Consider the following 21,808-nt stretch of genomic DNA (forward strand, 5'->3'; position numbering starts at 1 on the left):
CCCATTGTGGGCCACAGCTTTTCCTGTTACAAGGAGTCTGTTTATACTGGTATTACAAACACCATGACCGATACCCACCAGCGCCGGATGCTCGGCGCCTTCATCCGGGCCCATCGCGCACGCCTGACGCCCGCCAGGCCCGGCAGCCGGCGCCGCACGCCCGGCCTGCGGCGCGAAGAGCTGGCCGACGCGGCCGGCCTGGGCGTCACGTGGATCACGTGGCTGGAACAGGGCCGCGACGTCCAGCCATCGGTGGCCGCGCTGGCGCGCCTGGCCGACGCGCTGCAGTTGTCCGCGGCCGAGCGCGCCTCGCTGTTCGACCTCGCCGGCAAGAAGGATCCCCAGGCCGGCGCCGAGCACGTCGACGCCCTGCCGCCGGCCTTGCTGGCGCTGCCGGGGCTGATGTCCGCGCCGGCCTACCTGCTCGATCACACGTGGACGGCGCGCGCCTGGAACGACGCCGCGGCCGCCTTGTTCGTCGGCTGGCTGGACCCGGGCGCCGCCGACCGCAACCTGCTCCGCTACGTCTTCCTGCATCCCGCCGCGCGCGCGCTCATCGTCGACTGGGACACGCGCGCAAGGCGGCTGGCAGCCGAGTTCCGGGCCGACTTCCACCGCCGGCCGGCGGATGCGGACATGCAGGCGCTCGTCGAACAATTGCGCCGGGACAGCGAACTCTTCGCGCAGTGCTGGGACAAGCAGGACGTGCTGCATCGCGAGGGCGGCGAACGGCAGTTCAGGCATCCCGTCAGGGGCGAACTCAGGTTCGTTCAGACCACGTTGCTGGTGGCGCTGCAGATGGAGATCAAGATGGTTTGCCTCGCCGACGGATGAGGTGACTGCCAGCGTCGTGCGTGGCCATTACCCCTGGTCGCGAATCGCATCCAGCACGACGGCCAGGGCTTCGAGCGGTTTGCCGGCGGCTTGTGTGCCACAGGCTTCGACGGTCATCGGTGCGATCCTGTCGTGACGTTGGTCGTTGCATCGGTGGTCGACGATGGTAACGGCAAACGCCGGGCGGATAACCCGGTCGGGATTGCTTGGCCTTATGAAAGCCGTTCATGAATCCAGCGCGGAATCACGTCCTCGGCATCATGAACGGGTCAGCGGCGGCGTGGTGGCGCCGGCAGCAGGGCCAGCATGGCCTTGAGCGCGTACAGGACGAGCAGCGCGCCGATCATGTCGCCGACGGCCATGACCGTGAAGCCCTGCGCCAGGTTGACGGGGTCGCCGTGGAGCCAGAACCACAGGTGGTGCATCAGCGGACTGGCCACGCCGAACAGCGGCACGAGCAGCAGCAGCCGGCGCGACGTCAGGTTCGCGAGCGACGCCTGCATGCCCAGCACGTGCAGCGCGAACAGGTAGACGAGGTAAGGGGCCAGGGCCGAGCTGATGCCGCCGGCCAGCGAGCGCACGGGGTCGTCCGGATACAGGTGGAAGAAGCACTCGCACCACGAGCCGACCAGCACGCCGATGGCGCCGGGCAGGCCCAGCAACAGCGGACACAGCAGCCGCGCGCCCGCCGGCAGATAGATCCAGCCGACGCCGCGGACGAATTCGACGTGCGGGAACACCCAGTCCTGCAGGCGCGCCAGCGCCAGGTAGAACACGGCCGAGCCGATCACGCCGGCGCACGCGATGCCGGCCCGTCCGGCCACGCCCTGCACGACATCGTTGCGTGGAGCAGTTGGGATAGGCATGGCGGGATCGTCGATGATGGATGGAGTTCGGTGGGCACTCGCATTATAATCTGCGCATGAGCAAATCTACCCGGCCCGCCGACATCTATCTGCGCTTTCTGCAACTTGCCGACGCCGTCCGCGGGCTGCCGTCCCTGCCTTCCCTCGATCCGCTGGAAGAACGCATCCTCGGCACCGTCGCGCGCGCCATGCAGGACGGTCAGCGCCTGTGCGTCCGCGACATGATGGCCAAGAAGGAGCTCGGCGCACCCGCGACCGTGCACAGCCGCCTGACGTCGATGCGCGAAAAGGGCTGGATCATGTTGACCGACACCGAAGACACGCGGCGCAAGCAGGTCACGCTCACGCAGGCCGCGCTGACCCACTTCGACAAGCTGTCGAAGTGCATGGTCAAGGCCGTGGAAAAGACGGGCTGAGGGCAAGAATACCGCCCGGCCTGGCCTTATGCAGCGGCTTCATCAATCCCCGGCCGTATAGGTGTACACGCGCTTGCGCCTGGACGCGATCGCCGGCCGGATGCGCTGCGGCGAGATCGCCACGCTGGCCCCGGAGGAACCGTTGCTGCCCTTCTGCACGGCGCCCAGCACGACCGACACCGCCTTGCCGCCGATCGGCACGCTGCTGGCCTTGACCGGCGACGGCGGCAGTCCACCCCCGACGAAGATCGACGAGCGCGTCCCGCCGCACAGGCCCGGCACGTTGATCGCGCCCGAGCCGTTCAGCAGGTTGACCCAGTAGCCGCGCGCCTCACCGAGCGACGTCGAGCAGCTCGCGCCGTCGGGCGGGATCGGACGGTTGGTGCTGAACGTGATCATGCCGCTGGCGATCAGCGCGGACGTGACCACCTGCTCGCCCTGGCCGTACTGGTTCAGGTCCATGTACCAGCCCTTCACGCCCGCGTTGGGCAGGATCTTCGCGGTCGCGCAATCGGTGGCCGTGCTGTAGTCGGTCATCGCATCGAGATTCGTGGCCGGCGTGCCGGTGGCCGCGGCCAGGTCGTCCAGGTAGACATAGAAACGGTTCGTCACGTTGCTGTAGGGGTATTGCGCCTGCAGCGGATGTTCGCGGTCGCCGCTGCCGAGCGCCACATAGACCTTGCCCTGGGCCGCCAGCAGCGCCGGCGCGAACAGGAACTTGCGGCCGCCGCCCGTCGTGTACGCGACCTTGCGCGAGGTCCAGGCGTCGGGCGCGGCGGGCACGCGTCCCGCGTAGCTGCCCACGAAGTCGATCCGGTAGATGCCGCCGCCCGTGTCGGCCGCGTAGGCGTAGTCGGGATAGCCGTCGTTGTCGACGTCGACGAGGGCCACGTCGGCCGCCACCGCGCGGTCGGTCGGGAAGGCGCGCAGGACCGTGCCCGTGTTCGCATCCAGCACGTACACGAAGCCGCCCTTGCCGCTGCCGCACGCGGGCGCCGCCGTGTCGGCGTCCTCGCAGGCGTCGTAGCCGCCGCCCACGACCAGCACCGGCGTCGTGGTCGAATAGCCCTTGACGAAGGCGACGTTCGGCGTCGACCAGGTCTGGCCGATGCCGGACATGCCGGCCGTGCAGCCGGTGTCGTCGCCCAGGTCCGGGCAGCCCGCCTTCCACTTGAACACGGGGCTGTCCGGATTGCTCACGTCCAGGCCGTACAGCATGCGTCCGCCGCGGCGCATGGCCGGGAAGATCCAGACCTTGGAGTCGTCGGCGTTCTGGTACAGGCCGATCGAGCCGTCGAAGAAATAATCCTTGGGCGCCGGCGCCGGCGTGATCGATGCGCTCAGGTTCGGATAGCTCACGAGCGGCGTATTGTCCATCAGGCGCTGCAGGCGGCCGAAGAACTCGGGCGCGACGAACGACCAGCTCTCGGTGCCGTTGCTGGCGTTCACGGCATGCAGTGCGCCGTCGTTGGCGCCGTAGAACACGCGCACGCCCGTCGTGCCGCCGAAATTCACGGGCAGCGGGCGCGAATGGATCACGTCGCCGTGGATGGACGGCCGTGTCGTCGTCGTGCTGCCGGTGCCCTTTTCGTTGTCGACGTCCGCGCCCTGGATGAAGTTCACGACGTTCGCGGCGAGGCCCGTGCTGGCCGTATTGAAGGCCGTCAGCGCCGTGCCGGACAAGGTCAGCATGGTGCGGTTGACGGCCTGGCCGCCGCTCCACGCGCCGGCGACGTTACCCTGGCGCAGGATCTCGGCGGCGCCGCCCTTCTCGACCTGCGGACCGTCCGGCAAGTCCGAATACGGGCTCGCGCCGTCCGGGGCGCAGGCGCCGGCCGGATCGGGATTGATACCGAGGCCGTTCCAGTAACTGCCCGAGTCCGACGTCCAGTAGCTTGCCGCGCACGGCGTCACGAAGCCGGTGAGCGGGTTGACGGCGACGTGGCCGTTCACGTCGCCCAGTTCGATGTCGGCGCCGCTGTTGATCAGCTGGTAGCGCTTGAGGTTGCCGAACCAGCGCGGATGGGCGTCCGGATCGGGACGGAACATCCCGATGAACACCTGGTTCTCGTTCTGCGACCGGTTCGTCGCATTGACCGGCAGGCTGGTCGACGCGAACGTCGTGTTCACGGCCTGGATCTCGATGATGATCTGGCGCAGGGCGTCGAGGATCGCCTGCTCGTTCTTGGCCGCGAAATACTTGCCGCCGCCGGCCTTCGCCATGCTCATCAAGAGTGCCGTCTGCGTGGCGTTCGGCTGGGCGTTGTAGACGTCGATCGTGTACGTCGTCACCGGCGAGCGCACGGTCGTGCCGGTGACGGGCACGCCGCGGTCGTGCAGCAGGCGCGCCCACTCGTCGGCGTTGCGCGGGCCGGTGTCGGGCGACGTGGTGCCGGTCGGGGTGTCGGTCAGCACGATGTTCGTGCCGACGATATTGTAGGCGCTCGAACCGGCCGGGCACGATGCCAGCGTGGTGCTGGTCGGCGCATTGTTGTACGTGCAGCTGATGTTGGCGCCGGTGCACGACGACGCGTAATCGGACGTCGACGCCGGCGCGCCGGCATAGCACTGCGACGTCATGCCCAGGTTCGTCGTCGTCGTATAGGGCGGCGTCGTCGCATTGCTGACCGACGTCGGCGTCACGGTCTGCGTGATCGTGTACTGGCGCTTGGCCGTGGCGGCCTGCGTCACGGTCACCTGGCGGTAGCCCGAGCCGGTGCAGCCGCTGGCATTGCCGCCCAGGGCGCCCGAATACGTGCAGCTGCTGTTGGCCGGGCAGGACAGGCCGCCGAAGTCGCTCGTCGTCGCCGGATTCCAGTTGCCCGTGGCCGTGCCGACGCCCGTGTAGCAGCCGGCGCCCTTCCCGTTCGGATCCTGGCTGGCGGTGGCGCTGTCCGTCGAGGTGCCGGCCGTGCCGACCGCGGCGCCGACCGTATAGGTGCAGCTGTAGCTCGTTGCCGTCGTCGTGGTGCCGCTGCTGGTGGTGGTCGACGACGGGCACGTGAGGTTGCCGTGGTCGCTCGCCGCCACGTCGCCGGCCGTCGCGTAATAGCCGGTCGTCGTGCCGGTCGCCGTCGTGACGGTGCCCTGCACGGGCTGCCCCGGACTCGTCGTGGCCGGGTGGTAGACGGATTGCGTCACGGTGTACGACAGGCTGCCCGCCGGGCATGCGACGGGTTGCACGTTGGCCGTCGCGGCGCCGATCGAGCAGCCTTCCGTGAAGTTGGCGCACTGCGCGGCGTACGCGCCGATCTCCGGCGCGGCGGCCGTCGGGCTGGCGTAGCAGGCGCCGGTGACGCCCAGGTTGCTGGTGGTCGTCGCGTTCTGGCTGGTAAAGTCCGGCAATCCCAGTTGCGTCGCCGGCGTGCCGTTGAGCGCGTTGAGGGCGGCCGTGTTCGCGGCGCTGTCGCTGGACGGGCCGCTGGCGTTCGGGTTGCCGATGAAGATGACGAAGCTCTTGCCGCAGGTGTTCGCGGCCGTCAGCGGCGAGCGGAACGTCGAGTACGGCGTCGTGTACCCGCCGCTGTCCGCGATGCTGGCGATGACGCCGCCCGGCGAATACGCGTCGGCGCCCGCGAAGTAGTTGTACACGTCGTACATCAGGTCGCCGTACGGCGTGTTCGAGTTGCGCTTCTCGTCCGGCGACGTGACGTTGCCGTAGATCGTCCCCAGCTGGCCCGTGAAGCTGGCCTTGGCCGTGTTGTCCAGCGGGCGGATGGCGGAGCGGATGAAGCCGCCGTCCATGTTGGCGTTGCCGCCGGTGACGAACTCCATCAGGCCCATGCTGACGGTGCTGGCCAGCGTGGGCAGCAGGTTGCTGATCGCGCGCGACTCCGACTGGCCCTGCTGCAGGCCGCCCGGCCATTGCTGGCTCTGGCGCGACCAGTTCGACGTGTTGTCGAGCACGATCAGGATGCGCGGATTGACGGCGCTGCCGCCGGACGCGCCGGTGAAGATGTCGATGTCGTCGGCGGCCGCGCGGATCGGCATGCCGGCAAGGCTCGCGGACAGCGCCAGCGCGACGGCGGCGGCGGGACGGGAACGGGTCATGGGCTTGCTCCGGGTTGCGGACAGTTGGTGGCGACGTCGTCCTTGGCGATGCGCACGGCGACGCCCTGGACGACCTTGACGGAGGCCTGCGTCGCGGTGTCGGTGGCGACGGCGCTGACGTCCCAGACACTGTTGTCGCAATCGGAATTGCCGTCGGACGCGCCGGCGACGCCGAAGTTCTGGCCGGCGCCGACGGCGCAGCCGGCGTCCTCGCTGTTGTTCAGGTCCAGGTCGGAATTCTTGATCGCCTGGACCTTCACGCAGCTGGGCGGCGGGCTGAGCGTGACCTTGACGTCGGTCTTGCCGTCGCCGTCCGTGTCGACGCAGCGCTGGTTCGGCCCGTCGCACGGATTGGACAGCGCGCTGCCGGGCGTCGTCGTGAACCGGGGCGAACTGATCGTCTCCTCCAGCACGGCGTGGGCCGCGGCGAGCGTCTGGTCGCGGCGCTGCATGTTGCCGACCACCTGCAGGTTCGAGTTGCCCAGGTTGACGCTGGCCAGCGCCAGCATCGTGAGCAGCAGCAGCATGACCAGGGCGGTCACCAGCGTGATGCCCCGCTGGCGGCGTGGGAGCGTCATGGCTGTTTCCTTCCGACTGGATTCGCCAGCGTCACGAGCGTCTGGAACACGTGGCGCTTGTAGCCGTTGTTGAACGGGCCGGCGGTGCGCGCGCTGCCGTCGGCGGCCGTGCCGAGGCTGTACGTCTTCGTATCGACATAGCCGGGCGTCGCGCTCGGGCTGCGCGCCAGCACGTGCAGGCGCACGGCCACGACGTTGCGCCAGTTGGCGGCCGCGCAGGCCGGCGCGGCGCAGCCGTTCGCTGTTGCCGGGGCGCTCGTGTACAGGCCGATCGTGCCGTCGCCATGGGTGTCGATGCCGTATTCGAACTGCAGGTTCTCGACGCCCTCGACCAGCGGCACGATCGTCCCGACGTCGAGCTGGCCGTCCGTGTAGCGCAGCTCGGCGCGTTTCAGCGTCGGGATGCCGTCGCCCGCCACGTCGTTGTTGGCGACAAAATAGATGTGGGTCTGGAAGCGGCGCGTCACCGCCAGCGTGCCGCTGCCGGCCGCGGTCGTGCAGTCGCGCTGGTGGCGCGTGAGTTGCGCCGGGTCGACGTCCAATGCATACCAGTCGGCCGGATTGGCCGACCCCAGCTCGCTCGCGTTGTCGCACAGCGAGGCCTGGAACAGCGGGCCCGCGGGATCGTTGGCGCTGCAGTTCGGGTCGCCGCTGACGCAGGCGCGCGTGTGGCGCACGACGATCAGCGCGGTGCCCGGACGCACGTCGGACACGCAGGACGGCCGCGCATCGTCGTCGTCGAACCCCTGCACGTGCAGCGGCAGCATGGCCTTGAGGGCGGCCAGTGTCGCGGCGCACGGGTCGGGCACGGCGGCCGGATCGGGCAGCAGGGTCGGATCGAATTCGCCGTAGAAGCCGGCGTTGCGCAGGTCGTTGGACAGCAGGTCGACGGCGTAGCGGCCGCTCTCGATCTGGCGGTTGGCGCGCTCGATCTCGGCCTGGGCGCGGCTGTTGTGGAAGAACAGCGTGACCATGGAAATCACGATCAACAGGCCCATCGTGACGGACACGAGCAGTTCGGGCAGGGAAAAGCCGGCGGCGCGGCGGCGAAACGGGGGTTGGGCGGCCATCATGGATCCTAACTGCAGTCGGGCAGGCCGATCGCGACCTGCACGGCGATTGCGCGCCGGTTGGCGTCCGGGCCATACAGGTTGGCGCCGCACGCCAGCGACGATGCCCGCGTCGCATGCAGTCCCTGCCATGCGACGCTGAGGCGGTAGATGCCGGGCCGGCACACGCCGGCCGTCGGGTCGGGCGCCTGCAACTCCTCGACGCAGCCGCGCGCGCCGACCATCGCGCCATTGGCCGCGCCGGCGGCGGTCTGCTCGGCGGCGCCGTTGAGTTCCTGGCTCCATTCGCACAGGTCGCGCGCGCTGCCGATGGCAAGCGTGGAGCAGTCGGCCGGCTGGCCGTCGGCGGGGCCGAGCGGCGTGGCCGTCACGTAGTCGGCCGCGTGGGCGGCGTTGCCGAGCATGCGCGCACGCAGGTCGTCCAGCAGCACGACGGCCTGGGCGCGCTGGTACGATTCGATCGAACCGACCTGCACCTTGGCCTGCAGCGCGGCGATGCCCAGCAGCCCGAAGGCGAGCACGATGACGGTGACGAGCACCTCGACGAGGCTCAGGCCCGCGCTGGCACGGCGTCGCGGCATGCGCTTCATGTCAGCACCCCGCGGCCGGCATGCGCGGACGCCCGCTGAGGTCGACCTGCAGGCAGCGGTGGCTGGACGCGCCGTCGACGGCGATGTCGAACGACGGCGCCGTATCGCTGGCGACCCGGCCGTTGGGCAGGTACACGACCGAGTCCGGTCCGGTGATGGTCGCGTCCGTCACCGGACCGTGGTTCGCGACCGGATGGCCCGTGTCGGACGGATTCGGAATGCTCCAGCCGGCCTGCCAGCCGCCGGTGGCCGGCTGCAGCGTGACCTGGGTGTCGCGCTTGATCGCTTCGCTGCGCGCGAGCACGAGGGCCGCGTACAACTCCGTGCCGGTGACGCGCGCGCGCTGCCCCGCCACCATGCTCTTGAACGCGGGCGCGGCCGTGGCCGCGAGGATTGCGGTGATGGCCACGACGGTCAGCAGCTCGATCAGCGTGAACCCGCGGCCGCGGCGCCGGCTTACCATACGGTGGACGGCGTGCGGGCGCCGCTGTTGTCGATGGTGAGCACGCTGTCGCCGGCCTGGCGCGTCCCCGTCGGCCTGGCCGTGATCGTGAACGTCGGCGGCGCGACGTCGGGCGCATCGATGGTGATGGTGTAGTTGGCCGCGACCTGGGCCGGCACCGGCAGGCTCAGCGCGTCCGGCGTGGCGGCATAGCTGTGCGCGTCGGCGAAATACTGCGCCTGCGCTTGTGCCAGGGTCAGCAGGTAACCCTGCGCGGCCGAGCGATTGCCGCGCACCAGGTAGGCTCCATAGGCGGGATAGGCGATCGCCGACAGGATGCCGACGATGGCGACGACGGCCAGCAGTTCGACCAGGGTAAAGCCGCGCGGGCGGGACTTGAGAATACGGTAAGACATGATGGACCTCGTGGCGCACATCGCCGCGGGCGGCGCATGGGCCAACACTACATGTTTCTGTACGGAAATTCTATCACAATGTATCAGACTGTAGCGTATGCACGACATTCAGCCGGGCATGACAGTGCATCCATTGTCTTTCCAGATTTTCCGCACGCCCGTCGAAGGGCGATCAGGCCATCAGGCCGGCGGCGCATCCGGCGGCGCCGTCGACGCCGGCGGCACGAGCGGCAGCCGGATCGTGAAGACGGTGCCGACGCCCGGCTTCGAGGCGACGTCGATGCGGCCGCCGTGCTTGTTGACGATGCTGTACGACAGCGACAGGCCGAGGCCGGTGCCGCTGCCGACCGGCTTGGTCGTGAAGAACGGCTCGAACACGCGCTTCAGGTTGTCCTGCGGAATGCCGCAGCCATTGTCACTGATCTTCACCCACACCCAGCCGTCCTGGGCGCCGGTGGCGATCGTGATCACGCCGCGGCTCTGGATGGCCTGGGCGGCGTTCACGAGCAGGTTCATGAACACCTGGTTCAGCTGCGATGCGAGGCACTTGATTTCCGGAAGCTTGCCGTAGTGCTTCTCGACCGTGGCCTTGTACTTGATTTCGTTGGCGACGATGTTCAGCGTCGTGTCGAGCCCCGCGTGCACGTCCGCGTACTGCCAGTCGTTCTGGCCGACGTGGGAAAAGTCCTTCAGCGCCTGGACGATATCCTTCACCCGCTTGAGCCCGTCCATCGACTCGCTCACCAGGTCGGCGATGTCGTCCTTCAGGTAGCCGAGGTCGGCCTTGCGGCTGATCGCCTCGATCTCCGCCGCCAGCGCCGAGCCGGGCGCCGCCTTCTGCACCGCCGCGCCGTAGGCGTCGACCACCGACAGCAAGGTGCCCACGTAGTGCCGCAGCGTCCCCATGTTCGAATTGACGAAGCCGATCGGATTGTTGATCTCGTGCGCCACGCCCGCCGCCAGCTGGCCGATCGACGCCATCTTTTCCGATTGCAGCAACTGGTCGTGGGCCTCGCTGAGGCGCGCGATCAGCTGCTCCTGCTTCTGTTCCATGCGCTTGCGCTGGGTGATGTCGGTCAGCGACCCGATCACCTCGACCGGCGTGCCGCGGTCGTCGCAGATCAGGCGCAGGCGGTCGTGCATCCACAGGAATTCGCCGCCCGCCGTGCGGAACCGGTATTCATAGGTTTTCTCGCCTTCCACGAACAGCTGGGCCAGGCTCGAAAAGATGCTCGGGGCGTCGTCCGGATGGATATGGTCGAACCAGAAGTTCGGATCCGCCAGCATCTCTTCCGGGCGATAGCCGAGGACGTTGTAGGCGTTGTTGCTCACGAACGTCATCTTGAAGTCGCCGCTCGGCACGGTCGCGTAGATGATGGCCGGCGTGTTGTCGATCAGGTATTGGAGCCGGACCAGCGGCGAAGTGGCGTCGCCCGGGGCGGGGCTCGACGTCAACGATTCGAAAACTTCAAATTCCATGGCGGTGGCTCGACGTATGGCGGGAGATTCCATTATCCTGAGGAAACGCCAAGAGATGGTGCTTTGTTGAAACTCTTATACGCAAGAGTGTCGGTCGCTATCGCCGGATTACAACACTTGCACCGGATCGGCGGCGGCAACCGGGCTTGTCGCCGCCCAGGCGGTCCGCGTGGCGGTCACGAACGCGTCGGACGCCTGGATGCGCCGGCGTATGAAGGCGTCGAATTCATCGTGCCGATCGTGCTGTCGTGGCATGGCTTCCTCCTCGCGATGGAAGAAGATTGTAGCCAAACCCGTGCGCGGACGCCGCATGAATGGGCGTCCGCGCACGCGCCTGCTGTTATTACGGCTGGCTGTCCAGCGTCACCTGCACCGGTGCCATGCCGTCGGCGCTGGCCGTCAGGGTCAGCTTGCCGCCCTCCCCGGCGCGCGTCTTCACGATGGCCAGCGCCAGGCCGTTGAACGCATTGCGCTCATGCGACTGGAAGGGCTCCAGGTTCGTCGCGTCGCCGTTGTCCGTCGCCACGATCTCGCCCGGCCCGGACAATTTGAAGGTGATGCGGTCGTGCGAGCGCGGCACCAGGCGGCCGTCCTTGTCGGCGACGGTGACCGTCACGAACGCCAGGTCCTTGCCGTCGGCCGCGAGCTTGGCGCGGTCGGCCGCCAGCAGCAGCCTGGCCGGCTTGCCGGTCGTCGCGACGGTGTCCTCGGCCCAGCGCTTGCCGTGATTGTAGACGACGGCTTTCAGCGTCCCCGGCTGGTACACGACGTCGTCCCAGCGCAGGCGGTAGTCGCGCGGGCCGCGCTTCTTGCGGCCGAGCGATTTACCGTTCAGGAACAGCTCCGCCTCGTCGCCGGACGTGTACAGGTGCACCGGCGTCACCTGGCCCACGCGCTCCGGCCAGTTCCAGTGCGGCAGCAGGTGCGCCATCGGCAGGTCGGGGCGCCAGCGGGCCTGGTACAGGTAGAAGCGGTCCTTCTTGAAGCCGGCCAGGTCGATGATGCCGAAGTACGAGCTGCGCGACGGCATCGCGATCTTCTTCATCGTCGCCAGTTCCTGCGCGGCCCGCGCCTGCTGGGCGGGGTCGGTGAAGTTCAGCAGGTTCGACGCGTCGTCGTTGTACGGCGTCGGCTCGCCCAGGTAGTCGAAGCCGGTCCACACGAATTCGCCGGCCACGAACGGGTTGTCGTCCTGGCCCTTGAATTCGGCGTCGGGCGTCGTGGCCCACGGCGGCGCCGTCAGGTCGTAGCTGCTGACCTGGAAGTTCGCGGCGCCTTTCGATTTGTCGTCGCTGACGGGGAAGAAGTATTCGCCGCGCGAGCTGATGGTCGATGCCGTCTCGCTGCCGAACAGCGGCAGGTAAGGGGCGGCCGCATGCACCTTGCCGTACAGGCCCGGCTTGTAGTTGTAGCCGAACAGGTCGACGACGTTCTGGAAGCCGTTATATGCCGAATCGACGTGGTTGTCCGCCATCGTGACGGGGCGCGTGCGGTCTTCGCCGCGCGCGATCTCGGCCAGCCGCGCGGCCAGCTTCCAGCCTTCCGGCTTGCCCTGCTCCGGGATCTCGTTGCCGATGCTCCAGGCGATCACGCTCGGGTGGCTGCGGTCGCGCCGGATCTGCGCGCGCAGGTCCTTCTCGTGCCAGGCGTCGAACAGCAGGTGGTAGTCGTTCGGCTTCTTGGGGATCTGCCACATGTCGAACGCTTCGTCCAGCACCACGAAGCCCATGCGGTCGGCCAGGTCGAGCAGCTCGGGCGCCGGCGGGTTGTGGCTGGTGCGGATCGCGTTGGTGCCCATCTCGCGCAGCAGTTCCAGCTGGCGTTCCAGCGCGCGCACGTTGATCGCCGTGCCCAGCGCGCCCATGTCGTGGTGCATGCACACGCCCTGCAGCGGCACGCGCTTGCCGTTCAGGATGAAGCCGCGCGCCGGATCGAACACGGCGGTGCGGATGCCGAACGGGGTCTCGACGACGTCCGTCACCTTGCCGTTGTCGGTGACGGTCGTGACGGCCACGTAGCGCTGCGGCGTCGCGATGCTCCACAGGCGCGGCTGCGGCACCGTCAAGGTCTGCGTGAGCTGGGCCTCGCGGTCCGCCACGACCTTGGCCGGCGCCGACGCCGTCTGGCGCGCGACTGGTGCGGCGCCGCGCTTGCCGGCCGCGTCGAGCAGGTAGATCTCGGTCGCGACCTGCACCTGCGCGGCCTGGCCGTCGCTCTCCACCGTCGTCTGCACGGAGACGGTGGCCGCGTCCTTCGTCACCTGCGGCGTCGTCACGAACGTGCCGTACTGCGCCACGTGCACCGGCGCCGTCTTGACGAGCCAGACGTTGCGGTAGATGCCGCCGCCCGGATACCAGCGCGACGAATCGGGCGGGTTGTCGAGCCGGATCGCCACGACGTTGTCGCTGCCGGGCTTCGCATACGGCGTCAGGTCCACGCGCCACGACGCGTAGCCGTACGGCCAGCCGCCGACGTAATGCCCGTTGACCCAGACGGCGGCGTGCGACATGGCGCCGTCGATGTCCAGGTAGACGCGGCGGCCGGCGTCGCCCGCCGGCAGGGTGAAGTGCTTGCGGTACCAGCCCACGCCCCACCACGGCAGCTTGCCCGTCTCGCCCGGGTATTCCTGCTTGAACGGTCCTTCGATGCCCCAGTCGTGCGGCAGGTCGAGCTTGCGCCAGGCGGCGTCGTCGAAGCCCGGCTGCGCGGCGGGGATGGCCGCCGCCGGGTCCTTGAGCCTGGCGTCGTCGATCTGGCCGCTGCCGGCCGGATCGCCTTTCGCGAAGCGCCAGCCGGCGTCGAACGAGAGGCGTTCGCGCACGGGCATGTCGGCCGCCTGTGCGGCGCCGCACAGCAGCGCCACGCCGCACGCGATGATGGAGAGGGAACGGGGAATGAGCGTCATGGTCACGAGATCGGTCGTTGTCGAGGATGTCGAAAGGGAAACCCCTAGTATGGGCCAGCCCTCCCGCACCCAGCTATATGAATTGGCCGGGCCGGTATCCAAAAGCGCGATAGCACGGCCCGCCGCCGTCACGAATGGGCCGGCGCCGTCCCCCGTTTCGCTTCGAATTCGGCGAAGGCCTCGCGCACCGCCTCGTCCAGCTCCTCGTCGATCCAGGGCTTGGTCAGGAACTTGAAGATCGCGCCCCGGTTCACCGCATCCGTGACCGACTGCAGGTCCGTGTACCCGGACAGCACCATGCGCACCGCGTGCGGATACATCTGCTTCACGCGCGCGAGGAATTCGGTGCCGCTCATGCCGCGCATGCGCTGGTCGCACACGATCACCCCGACCTCGGTGGTGGCGAGCAGCTCGAACGCCTCGCGCGCGCTGGCCGCCACCAGCACGCGGTAGCCGCTGTGGCGCATGGCGCGCCGGATCGCGGCCAGCAGGTTGACCTCGTCGTCCACGTACAGGAGTGTCCGCTGGTAGGGCTGCGGCTGCAGCGCATCCAGCGCGAGCGCCTTGTCCTCGCGCAGCATGCGCGCGCACTCGTCCGCGGGCGCGGGGCGTCCGAACAGGTAACCCTGGATCTCGTCGCAGCCGTTCTGCGCCAGCAGCGCCAGCTGCCCTTCCGTCTCCACCCCTTCCGCGATCACGTCGAGCCGCAGGCCGTGCCCCATGGCGACCACGGCGCGCGCGATCGCCAGGTCGTCCGGATCGGACGTCAGGTCGCGCACGAACGACTGGTCGAGCTTGAGCCGGTCGACCGGGAAGCGCTTGAGGTAATTCAGGTTCGAGTAGCCGGTGCCGAAATCGTCGATGGCCAGGCGCACGCCCATCTCCTTCAGCTTGCACAGGATGTCGACGGTCTTCTGCGGATCCTCCATCGAGGCGCTTTCGGTCAGCTCCAGTTCGAGCAGCCTGGGCTCCAGCCCCGTCTCCGCGAGGATGCGGCCGACCGTGTCCACGATCCGTTCCGAGAACTGGCGCGCCGACAGGTTGACCGAGACCGGCACCGCGCGCAGCCCGTCGCGCTGCCACGTGCGGCATTGTTCGCAGGCCTGGTGCAGCACGCGCTCGCCGATGGCCAGGATCAGGCCCGACTCTTCCGCCAGCGCGATGAAGCGGCCCGGCGGGATCAGGCCCTGTTCCGGGTGCTGCCAGCGCAGCAGCGCCTCGAAGCCGACGATCCGGCCCGTGGCGAGGCTCGCCTGCGGCTGGTAGTACACGGTCAGCTCGCCGCGCTCGAGCGCGCGGCGCAAGGCGTTTTCGAAGCGGAAGCGCTCGTACACGCCGTCGTTCAGTTCCGGACGATAGAAGGCGTAGCGCTCGTCCTTGCTGGCCAGCGCGCGCTGCAGCGCCGCCTCGGCGTCCTGGGTGAGGCCGTCGTAGTCGTCGGCGTCGTTCGGGAACAGCGCGATGCCGACGCACGGATCGAGGTGCAGCTCTTCGTCGCCGTAGACGTAGATCCCGTCCATCGTCTCCAGTACCTGGCGCGCCAGCGCGGCCAGCTCCGCCTCGTTCGCGCGCAGCGCGGCGAGCGCGAACGTGCGCTCGCCCGTGCGCGCGACCGTCAGGTCGCCGTGCGCCAGTTCGCTCAGGCGCGACGCGGCCTGGCGCAGCAGCGCCTGTTCGGCCTCGAGCCCGAGGCTGGCGCGGATCACCTGCAGGCGCGTCATCCGCACCAGCATGTAGCCGAGCAGCGGCTTGCCGTCGATGACGCGCGCCTGCATCTGGCGCACGCGGTCGCGCAGCAGCACGTCGTTCGGCAGGCCCGTCTCGCGGTCGAAATTGGAAAGGTAGCGCAGCTTTTCCTCGGCGCGGCGCAGCTCCGTCACGTCCATCCCGGTCGTGACCACGTATTGCACCGAGCCGTCGGCGCGGCGCAGCATCGTCGACGACCAGATCACGGAACGCACGCTGCCGTCGCGGGCCAGCCATTCGCCGCTCTGCTGCACGGGGACGGCGCCGGCCGGCGACGCGTTGAATTCCACCGGCGCGTTGTCGGCGCGGCGGAACAGGTCGCGGAACGGCCGGCCCAGCACCTCGTCCGCGCGCCAGCCGGAACTCTGTTCGCAGGCCGGGTTGAACAGGCGGATATTGCCGTCGCCGTCGAACACGCAGACCAGGGCTCCCGACAGGTTCACGACGGCCGACAGCAGCGCGCGCTCCGACTCCAGCGCCGCCGTGCGTTCGTCCACCAGCCGCTCCATGTTGCCGTACAGGTGAGCGCGTTCGATGGCGACGGCGATCTGGCTGCCGACCGTCTCCAGCACCTGGCGGTCGTCGTCGGCGAGCGCGCCGTCGCCGAGGGTCAGGCACATCATCCCGCGATTGCGCACGCCGGTGGTGAGCGGCACGCGCAGGCTGGGCTCCCCGCGGCACGTGGCGCGCGCCACGCCAGGCGGCTGGCCCGGCACGACCGTGCATTCGCATGGCGCCACCGCGGCGCCGGCGGCGTCGCGGGCGACGGCGAACGCGGGCCGGCCATCGAGGCCCAGCAGCCGGATCGTCGCGCCCGACACGCCCGGCAGGTCCAGCACGCGGTCGAGCGCGCGCTCGGCCACGTCCTGTTCCGACAGCACCGGGTTGATCGCTTCGGCGACGCGGTACAGCCCTTCGAGCGACTGGTAGGAATGCTTGATGCGCTCCTGCTGGGTGCGCAGCTGCTCCGTCATGTGGATCGCTTCTTCGTACGTCGAGATCAGGAGGTCGAAGATCTGCTGGCGTTCCGCGGTGATGAAATGGGTCTGCCCGCCCAGGCTGATCTTCATCCCGAGCTGCACCCGCTCGTTGGAGCGCAGCGCGCGGTTGGCCAGGATGAAGCGGATCCGGCCGAGCAGGTAGTCCGCCTCGAACGGCTTGCGGATGAAGTTGTCGGCGCCGCAGTCGAGGCCCTTGATCACATCGTACAGGCTGGAGAGGGATGTGAGCAGGATCACGGGGATGTCGCGCAGCGCCTCGTCCTTCTTGATCGCCTGGCACATCTCGAAACCGTCCATGCGCGGCATGGCGATGTCGGTCACGATCAGCGTGGGCGCACGCTCGCGCGCCGCCTCCAGGCCCGCGCGGCCGTCGACGGCGATGCGCACGCGAAAGCCCGCCGACGCGAGCAGCTGCGCCAGCTGGCGGGCCTGGGTGGCGCTGTCCTCCACCACCAGGATCTCGATGTCGTGCGCGTTGTCGGGAGACGGGTTCATGGGGGGTCTCCATTCGTTGGAAAGACGGTGGACGGAAACGGCTCGGCGGGCAGGCGCGCCAGCACCTTGCCGATTTCCGCCGGCTCGAGCACCAGCATCGCGGCGTCGAGGCGCAGGGCTTCGCCGGGCATGCCGTACACGACGGAGCTGGCGCGGTCCTGGGCGATCGTCAGCGCGCCCTGCTCGCGCAGCAGCTTGAGTTCGGCCGCGCCGTCCTTGCCCATGCCGGTCAGCAGGACGGCCGCCGTGGCCGGGCGCAGCTCGGCATCGATGTTGCGGAACAGGTAGGACACGGACGGGCACATGCCGTGTTCCGGCGGCGCCTGCAGCAGCCGGCACACGAGTCCCGGGCCGACCGCCGCCTGCCAGCTTTCGGGCACGAGGTAGGCGCGGCCGCCGGCCAGCGCCATGCCGTCCTGGATCACCTCCACCGGATAGCCGGCGGCGTCGGCCAGCCACGTGGCCAGGCCGTCCATGAAGCCGGGCGCCAGGTGCTGGACGATCACCACCGGCAGCGGGAAGCTGGCCGGCAGTTCGGCCAGGATGTCGCGCAGGACGGTCGGCCCGCCCGTCGACGCGCCGATGGCGACCAGGCGCCGCGGCGCACCCTGCAGCGGACGCGCCGCGCGCCGCGTATCGCCCCAGCGCCGCACGACGCGCACCTCGGCCATCGCCTTCACGGTGCGCACCAGCGCGCGGGCGCTGTCGGCATGCGCCGGATTGCCGATGCCGTACGGACGCCGCACGAGCACCAGCGCGCCCGCCTCGATCGCGCGGAAGCTGGCGTCGACCTCGGCCCGGTCCTCGCTGCCGCTGACCACGACGATGCGCGTGGGGCACGCCTGCATGATGCGGCGGATCGCCTCGTAGCCGTCCATGCGCGGCATCTGCAGGTCCATCGTGATCACGTCCGGACTCAGTTCGTGCGCCATCCTCAGCGCCTCCTCGCCGTCGGCGGCGCAGCCGACCACCGCCAGGCCGGGCGCCGTGCCGAGGATGTGCACGAGCAGTTCGCGCACCGCATTCGAATCGTCCACCACCAGGACCCGGATCATGGCGCCTCCATGCCCGCGACCCGGCGCACGGTCGCCAGCAGGCGGTCCTGGTCGAAGCTGCCCTTGGTGAAATAGGCGTCGGCGCCGGCGCGCAGGCCCGCCTCGCGCTGTTCCGGCGTCTGCAGCGACGTCACCAGGATCACGGGCAGTTCGGCCGTCGCCGGATTGGCCCGGATCGCGGCGGTGAGCGCCAGGCCGTCCATGTTCGGCATCTCGACGTCGCTCACGACCGCGTCGTAACGGCCCGCGCGCAGCCGCGACAACGCGTCCAGGCCGTCGACCGCCGTGTCGACGCCGCAGCCGGCGCCTTCCAGGATGTGCTTGAGCAGCAGGCGCGACGTGACGGAATCCTCGACGACGAGCACGCGCCGGGGTCCGGCCACCGGCGCCATTGCCGCGGGCGCGCCGGACGTGCCGGTCAGCCCGCGCGCGGCGACGTCGTCCAGCGCGATCACGGGCGCCAGCATGCCGTCGCCCAACTGCGCCGCGCCGCTGAAATAACGCACGCGGCGCAGCAGCGGGCCGAAGCTCTTGGGCAGCACGTCCTGCTCGGCGACGATGGCGTCGGCCAGCATGCCGAACGACTGGCCGCCCGCGCTGGCGACGATCACGACGCCGCGCGCGTCTTCCTGCCCGGGCCGGGCCGTCCCGAACAGCGCCGCGAGCCGCACGAGCGGCAGCACGCGCGTCCCCGCCAGCACGGTTTCCCTGCCCTCGACCGTGCGGATCTCGGCCTGCGCCTCGCTGCGCACCGCTTCGAGGCCCGCCAGCGGCACCGCATAGCGCGCCCCGGCGACGTCCACCACGAGCGCGCGCAGGCTCGCCACGCCCACCGGCAGCAGCAGCTCGAACGACGCGCCGGCGCCGGGCGCGGTCGCGACCACGAGCTGGCCGCCGCTGGCCGCCACCTTGTCGGCCACGATCGCCAGCCCCACGCCCCGTCCGGACACGGGCGTGACCTCGGCGCGGGTCGACACGCCGGCGCGCAGCGCCAGGTGCACGCGCTGCTGCTCGCTCATCTGCGCCAGCTCGGCGTCGGTCAGCCCCGCGCGCCGGGCCGCCGCCCGCGCGACGGCCTCGGTATCGATCCCGGCGCCGTCGTCGGCGACCCGCACCGACACCAGCCGCGCATCGCGCTGGGCGACGACGATCTCGATGCGGCCCACCGGGTCCTTGCCGGCCGCGCCGCGCTGCGCGGGCGTCTCGATCCCGTGGTCGACGGCATTGGTGACGAGATGGATCAGCGCTTCGCGCACGACGCCCAGCACGCGGCGGTCGATGTCGACGTCGGCGCCCCGCGTCTCGAGCCGGACCTCCTTGCCGTGCCCGCGCGCCAGGTTGCGCACGAGCGCCGGCAGCTCGTTCAGCGCCGCGGCGGACGGCACCAGCGCCGTTTCCAGCGCGGCGTCGAACAGGCGCGCGCGCACGCCGTGCAGCTCCTTGCCCGTGTGTTCCAGTCGCGCGGCCAGCCGGGTGCACGCGAGTTCCAGGTCCGCGCCGTCGTCGGCGCCGATGGCGGCCGGGCCTTCGCGCCGCCGGGTCGCGATCCCGGCCGCGATCCCGCGCAATTCCTCGACGTGGTGGCGCAGCTTGAGTTCGACCGGCAGCAGCGCCTCGGCGTGGGCGCGGATCGAATCGATGCAGCGGCCGTCGACGCGGATGCGTTCGCCCGGGTCTTCGTCGCTCCCGTCGCCGGGGCCGGCGTCCGGTTCGTCGTCCGCATCCTGATCCGGCGCCGCCGGCACGGACACGCCGGCGCCGGCGGCAGCGGGCAGCGGCGCGTCGCCCGGCGCCGGCGGGGCCGACGCCTGTGCCGGCAGCGCGCGCGCGACGGCGTCGACCTGCGCCGCCAGCAGGCCCGCCACCTTGCGGCTGCGCAGGCCCGGCGCATCGACCACCTGGCGCGCGGCGGCGGCGGCCTTGTGCAGCAGGTCGAACTGTTCGGCCGTCGGGTGCGCGCCCGTCTCGCGCGCCGCCGCCAGCACGCCTTCCAGCGCGTGGCACAGCCGCTCCAGTTCGAGCTCGTCGACGGTGCGCGCCGCGCCCTTGAGCGTGTGCAGCACCTTGAGGACGCGCTCGTGCAGCGCGGCGCGCTGCGGCTCGGGCGCCTGCTCGAGCGCGACCAGCCCGACGTCGATCTGGGCCAGGTGCTCGCGCGCCTCTTCGGTGAAGATGCCGCGCAACCGCTGCTGGAACTGCTCGTCGGTCATCGCGCGGTCAGAGCTGGAAACGGTCCATGGTCTGGCGCAGCGACAGCCCCAGCGCATGCAGGTTGCGGGCCGACGCCTCCGCCTGGCGCGAGCCGGCCGCGTTTTCCGCGCTGGCCTGCTGGATGTTCTCCATCGCCAGCGCCACCTGGTCCATGCCGGCCAGTTGCTGCTGGCTCGACACGGCGATCTGCACGGCCGCCTGCGCGGCCTCCGTCATGTTGTCCGCGAGCCCGCGGATCGCCTGCCCGGCCTGGGTCGTCTGCTCGACGCCCTGCGCCACCGTCTTCGCGCCCTGCTCGGTGATCATCACGGCCGCGCCGACGCTCTTCTGGATCTCGCCGAGGATCTCGCGCACCTGGCGCGTGGCCTGGCGCGACTGCTCCGCCAGGCTCTTGACTTCCTGCGCCACCACGGCGAAACCCTTGCCATGCTCGCCGGCCTTGGCGGCCTCGATCGCCGCGTTCACGGCCAGCAGGTTCGACTGCTCGGCCAGGCTGGCGACGGTCGCCGTGATTTCGCCGATCGCGTGGCTGCGTTCGGACAGGCGCACGACCGTGCCGGCGATCGCCTCCATTTTTTCCTGGATGGTCTGCATGCCCTTCATGCTCTCCTCCAGCGCGCGGCGTCCGTCGGCGGCCGTGCGCGCGGCCTGCTGCGCCGCGTCGGACACGGCGCGCGATTTTTCGGAAGCCAGCAGCGACGTCTGCTTGACCTCCTCGACCGTGGCCGTGGTCTCGCTGACGGCGGCCGCCGTCTCGGCCGTGCTGGCCGCCGCCTGCGCGCTGCTGGACATGATCTCGCTCGCGGCGCCGGTCAGCGTGGCGACGCCGCTGGTGGTCTCGGTGGCCAGGCCGCGCCACGACCGGACCATGCCGTCCAGCGCGCGCAGCAACTGTCCCACCTCGTCGCGGCTGCCGTTGGTCGGCACGTCGACACGCAGGTCGCCGGTCGCGATGCGCGCGGCCACCACCGTCGCCTGACGCAGCGGCGTCGCGATCGCGCGGTTGAGCCAGTACGCCAGGACGATCGCCAGCAGCACGGCCGCCAGGTTCACGACGATCAGCGTGGCGCCCGCGTTTTCCACGAGCGCCGCGCCGTCGCGCATGCGCTCCTGCGCCTGCGCCAGCTGCTTCGCGCCGATGTCGTCGGCGATGCCCTTGAGCCGGTCGAACGTGTTCTGGAGCCGTCCCGTCGCCGCTTCCCCGGCGGTGGCGCGCTGGCCCGTCTTGACGGCCGCCAGCACGTCGCTGTCGCGCACGGCGCCGTAGTCCTTGTACGCGCCGGCGAGGCGCGCATAGTCGGCGGCGAAACCCGGGTCCGTCTGCGTGAATGCGGCCAGCTCGCCCAGCAGGCCGCGGATCGTGGCCTCTTCCGCTTCCAGCTGGCGCCCGAAGCCCGCCTGCGTGGTGCTGCCGGCGACCAGCGTCGACAACAGGGCCACGCGCTCGCGGTTGATCGCGCTGCGCAGTTCCATCACCTTGAGCACGATCGCCAGGTCGTCATTGAACAGCTGTTGCTGCGCCGCGCGCTGGCGCGCGAGGCCGGCGTAGGACGAGGCGCTGGTCAGCGCCATCGCCAGGACGAGCAGGCCGAAACCGAGCATCAGTTTCGCGCGCGTGGACAGGTCGGCAAGCGTGGGCATGAAAAATCTCCTG

The 21,808-nt window shown here is 70.0% G+C and carries 16 protein-coding genes; 2 read left to right on the forward strand and 14 right to left on the reverse strand.

The window, feature by feature from the left end; translation table 11 throughout:
• The first annotated feature begins 63 nt into the window (after nucleotides 1-63).
• On the forward strand, nucleotides 64-834 hold the full coding sequence (locus tag U9J41_RS06230) for an MmyB family transcriptional regulator (protein ID WP_322400921.1): 771 nt from the start codon (nucleotides 64-66) through the stop codon (nucleotides 832-834).
• 269 nt (nucleotides 835-1,103) lie between these two features.
• On the opposite strand, the gene U9J41_RS06235 is transcribed toward U9J41_RS06230, so the two are convergent.
• The gene (locus tag U9J41_RS06235) at nucleotides 1,104-1,700 is read right to left on the reverse strand and encodes a hypothetical protein (protein WP_322400922.1); all 597 of its coding nucleotides are present in this window, start codon (nucleotides 1,698-1,700) and stop codon (nucleotides 1,104-1,106) included.
• A gap of 56 nt (nucleotides 1,701-1,756) precedes the next feature.
• Here U9J41_RS06235 and U9J41_RS06240 point away from each other — a divergent pair, with 56 nt between their 5' ends.
• Nucleotides 1,757-2,116: a winged helix-turn-helix domain-containing protein gene (locus tag U9J41_RS06240; RefSeq protein WP_322400924.1), complete on the forward strand. Its 360-nt coding sequence runs from the start codon at nucleotides 1,757-1,759 to the stop codon at nucleotides 2,114-2,116.
• A gap of 42 nt (nucleotides 2,117-2,158) precedes the next feature.
• Here U9J41_RS06240 and U9J41_RS06245 read toward each other — a convergent pair whose 3' ends face one another.
• The 13 genes from U9J41_RS06245 to U9J41_RS06305 all read right to left on the reverse strand — a co-directional run bounded on the left by U9J41_RS06245 (nucleotide 2,159) and on the right by U9J41_RS06305 (nucleotide 21,795).
• The gene (locus U9J41_RS06245; protein WP_322400925.1) at nucleotides 2,159-6,166 is read right to left on the reverse strand and encodes a pilus assembly protein; all 4,008 of its coding nucleotides are present in this window, start codon (nucleotides 6,164-6,166) and stop codon (nucleotides 2,159-2,161) included.
• The gene (locus U9J41_RS06250) at nucleotides 6,163-6,744 is read right to left on the reverse strand and encodes a PilX N-terminal domain-containing pilus assembly protein (protein ID WP_322400927.1); all 582 of its coding nucleotides are present in this window, start codon (nucleotides 6,742-6,744) and stop codon (nucleotides 6,163-6,165) included. The genes U9J41_RS06245 and U9J41_RS06250 overlap by 4 nt, the downstream gene beginning before the upstream one ends.
• Nucleotides 6,741-7,814 (reverse strand): PilW family protein, encoded by a 1,074-nt coding sequence (locus U9J41_RS06255; protein ID WP_322400929.1) that lies wholly within the window; start codon nucleotides 7,812-7,814, stop codon nucleotides 6,741-6,743. Before U9J41_RS06255 ends, U9J41_RS06250 begins: the two co-directional genes overlap by 4 nt.
• Before the next feature lie 8 nt (nucleotides 7,815-7,822).
• Nucleotides 7,823-8,395, reverse strand: a complete 573-nt coding sequence (locus tag U9J41_RS06260) for a type IV pilus modification PilV family protein (RefSeq protein ID WP_322400930.1) — start codon at nucleotides 8,393-8,395, stop codon at nucleotides 7,823-7,825.
• Nucleotides 8,396-8,405: 10 nt separating this feature from the next.
• Nucleotides 8,406-8,867: a GspH/FimT family pseudopilin gene (locus tag U9J41_RS06265; protein ID WP_322400932.1), complete on the reverse strand. Its 462-nt coding sequence runs from the start codon at nucleotides 8,865-8,867 to the stop codon at nucleotides 8,406-8,408.
• Nucleotides 8,861-9,262, reverse strand: coding sequence for a type IV pilin protein (locus tag U9J41_RS06270; RefSeq protein WP_322400933.1), 402 nt, complete (start codon nucleotides 9,260-9,262; stop codon nucleotides 8,861-8,863). Before U9J41_RS06270 ends, U9J41_RS06265 begins: the two co-directional genes overlap by 7 nt.
• A gap of 180 nt (nucleotides 9,263-9,442) precedes the next feature.
• Nucleotides 9,443-10,741, reverse strand: coding sequence for an ATP-binding protein (locus U9J41_RS06275; protein ID WP_322400934.1), 1,299 nt, complete (start codon nucleotides 10,739-10,741; stop codon nucleotides 9,443-9,445).
• A 108-nt stretch (nucleotides 10,742-10,849) separates the two neighbouring features.
• Nucleotides 10,850-10,996 carry a hypothetical protein gene (locus U9J41_RS06280; protein WP_322400936.1) on the reverse strand — a complete coding sequence of 49 codons (147 nt, stop codon included), beginning with the start codon at nucleotides 10,994-10,996 and terminating at the stop codon, nucleotides 10,850-10,852.
• An 88-nt stretch (nucleotides 10,997-11,084) separates the two neighbouring features.
• The gene (gene galB, locus U9J41_RS06285; RefSeq protein WP_322400938.1) at nucleotides 11,085-13,646 is read right to left on the reverse strand and encodes a beta-galactosidase GalB; all 2,562 of its coding nucleotides are present in this window, start codon (nucleotides 13,644-13,646) and stop codon (nucleotides 11,085-11,087) included.
• A 128-nt stretch (nucleotides 13,647-13,774) separates the two neighbouring features.
• Nucleotides 13,775-16,888 carry an EAL domain-containing protein gene (locus U9J41_RS06290; protein WP_322400940.1) on the reverse strand — a complete coding sequence of 1,038 codons (3,114 nt, stop codon included), beginning with the start codon at nucleotides 16,886-16,888 and terminating at the stop codon, nucleotides 13,775-13,777.
• Entirely contained in the window at nucleotides 16,885-17,943 is a 1,059-nt protein-coding gene (locus tag U9J41_RS06295; RefSeq protein WP_322400942.1) for a chemotaxis protein CheB, read from the reverse strand. Before U9J41_RS06295 ends, U9J41_RS06290 begins: the two co-directional genes overlap by 4 nt.
• Nucleotides 17,940-20,153, reverse strand: a complete 2,214-nt coding sequence (locus U9J41_RS06300) for a hybrid sensor histidine kinase/response regulator (RefSeq protein WP_322400944.1) — start codon at nucleotides 20,151-20,153, stop codon at nucleotides 17,940-17,942. Before U9J41_RS06300 ends, U9J41_RS06295 begins: the two co-directional genes overlap by 4 nt.
• Before the next feature lie 7 nt (nucleotides 20,154-20,160).
• Nucleotides 20,161-21,795 carry a methyl-accepting chemotaxis protein gene (locus tag U9J41_RS06305; protein ID WP_322400946.1) on the reverse strand — a complete coding sequence of 545 codons (1,635 nt, stop codon included), beginning with the start codon at nucleotides 21,793-21,795 and terminating at the stop codon, nucleotides 20,161-20,163.
• Nucleotides 21,796-21,808: the final 13 nt, after the last annotated feature.

The sequence above is a fragment of the Massilia luteola genome (assembly GCF_034420155.1).
GTDB classification, from domain to species: domain Bacteria; phylum Pseudomonadota; class Gammaproteobacteria; order Burkholderiales; family Burkholderiaceae_D; genus Telluria; species Telluria luteola.

Excerpts from the sequence above, each read along its gene's own strand:
- U9J41_RS06250 (WP_322400927.1), bottom strand. The coding sequence starts at position 6,744 with ATGACGCTCCCACGCCGCCAGCGGGGCATCACGCTGGTGACCGCCCTG.
- U9J41_RS06265 (WP_322400932.1), bottom strand. The coding sequence starts at position 8,867 with ATGGTAAGCCGGCGCCGCGGCCGCGGGTTCACGCTGATCGAGCTGCTG.
- U9J41_RS06270 (WP_322400933.1), bottom strand. The coding sequence starts at position 9,262 with ATGTCTTACCGTATTCTCAAGTCCCGCCCGCGCGGCTTTACCCTGGTC.
- U9J41_RS06280 (WP_322400936.1), bottom strand. The coding sequence starts at position 10,996 with ATGCCACGACAGCACGATCGGCACGATGAATTCGACGCCTTCATACGC.
- U9J41_RS06255 (WP_322400929.1), bottom strand. The coding sequence starts at position 7,814 with ATGGCCGCCCAACCCCCGTTTCGCCGCCGCGCCGCCGGCTTTTCCCTG.
- U9J41_RS06290 (WP_322400940.1), bottom strand. The coding sequence starts at position 16,888 with ATGAACCCGTCTCCCGACAACGCGCACGACATCGAGATCCTGGTGGTG.
- U9J41_RS06305 (WP_322400946.1), bottom strand. The coding sequence starts at position 21,795 with ATGCCCACGCTTGCCGACCTGTCCACGCGCGCGAAACTGATGCTCGGT.
- U9J41_RS06235 (WP_322400922.1), bottom strand. The coding sequence starts at position 1,700 with ATGCCTATCCCAACTGCTCCACGCAACGATGTCGTGCAGGGCGTGGCC.
- U9J41_RS06260 (WP_322400930.1), bottom strand. The coding sequence starts at position 8,395 with ATGCCGCGACGCCGTGCCAGCGCGGGCCTGAGCCTCGTCGAGGTGCTC.
- U9J41_RS06245 (WP_322400925.1), bottom strand. The coding sequence starts at position 6,166 with ATGACCCGTTCCCGTCCCGCCGCCGCCGTCGCGCTGGCGCTGTCCGCG.
- U9J41_RS06275 (WP_322400934.1), bottom strand. The coding sequence starts at position 10,741 with ATGGAATTTGAAGTTTTCGAATCGTTGACGTCGAGCCCCGCCCCGGGC.
- U9J41_RS06295 (WP_322400942.1), bottom strand. The coding sequence starts at position 17,943 with ATGATCCGGGTCCTGGTGGTGGACGATTCGAATGCGGTGCGCGAACTG.
- U9J41_RS06230 (WP_322400921.1), top strand. The coding sequence starts at position 64 with ATGACCGATACCCACCAGCGCCGGATGCTCGGCGCCTTCATCCGGGCC.
- U9J41_RS06240 (WP_322400924.1), top strand. The coding sequence starts at position 1,757 with ATGAGCAAATCTACCCGGCCCGCCGACATCTATCTGCGCTTTCTGCAA.
- galB (WP_322400938.1), bottom strand. The coding sequence starts at position 13,646 with ATGACGCTCATTCCCCGTTCCCTCTCCATCATCGCGTGCGGCGTGGCG.
- U9J41_RS06300 (WP_322400944.1), bottom strand. The coding sequence starts at position 20,153 with ATGACCGACGAGCAGTTCCAGCAGCGGTTGCGCGGCATCTTCACCGAA.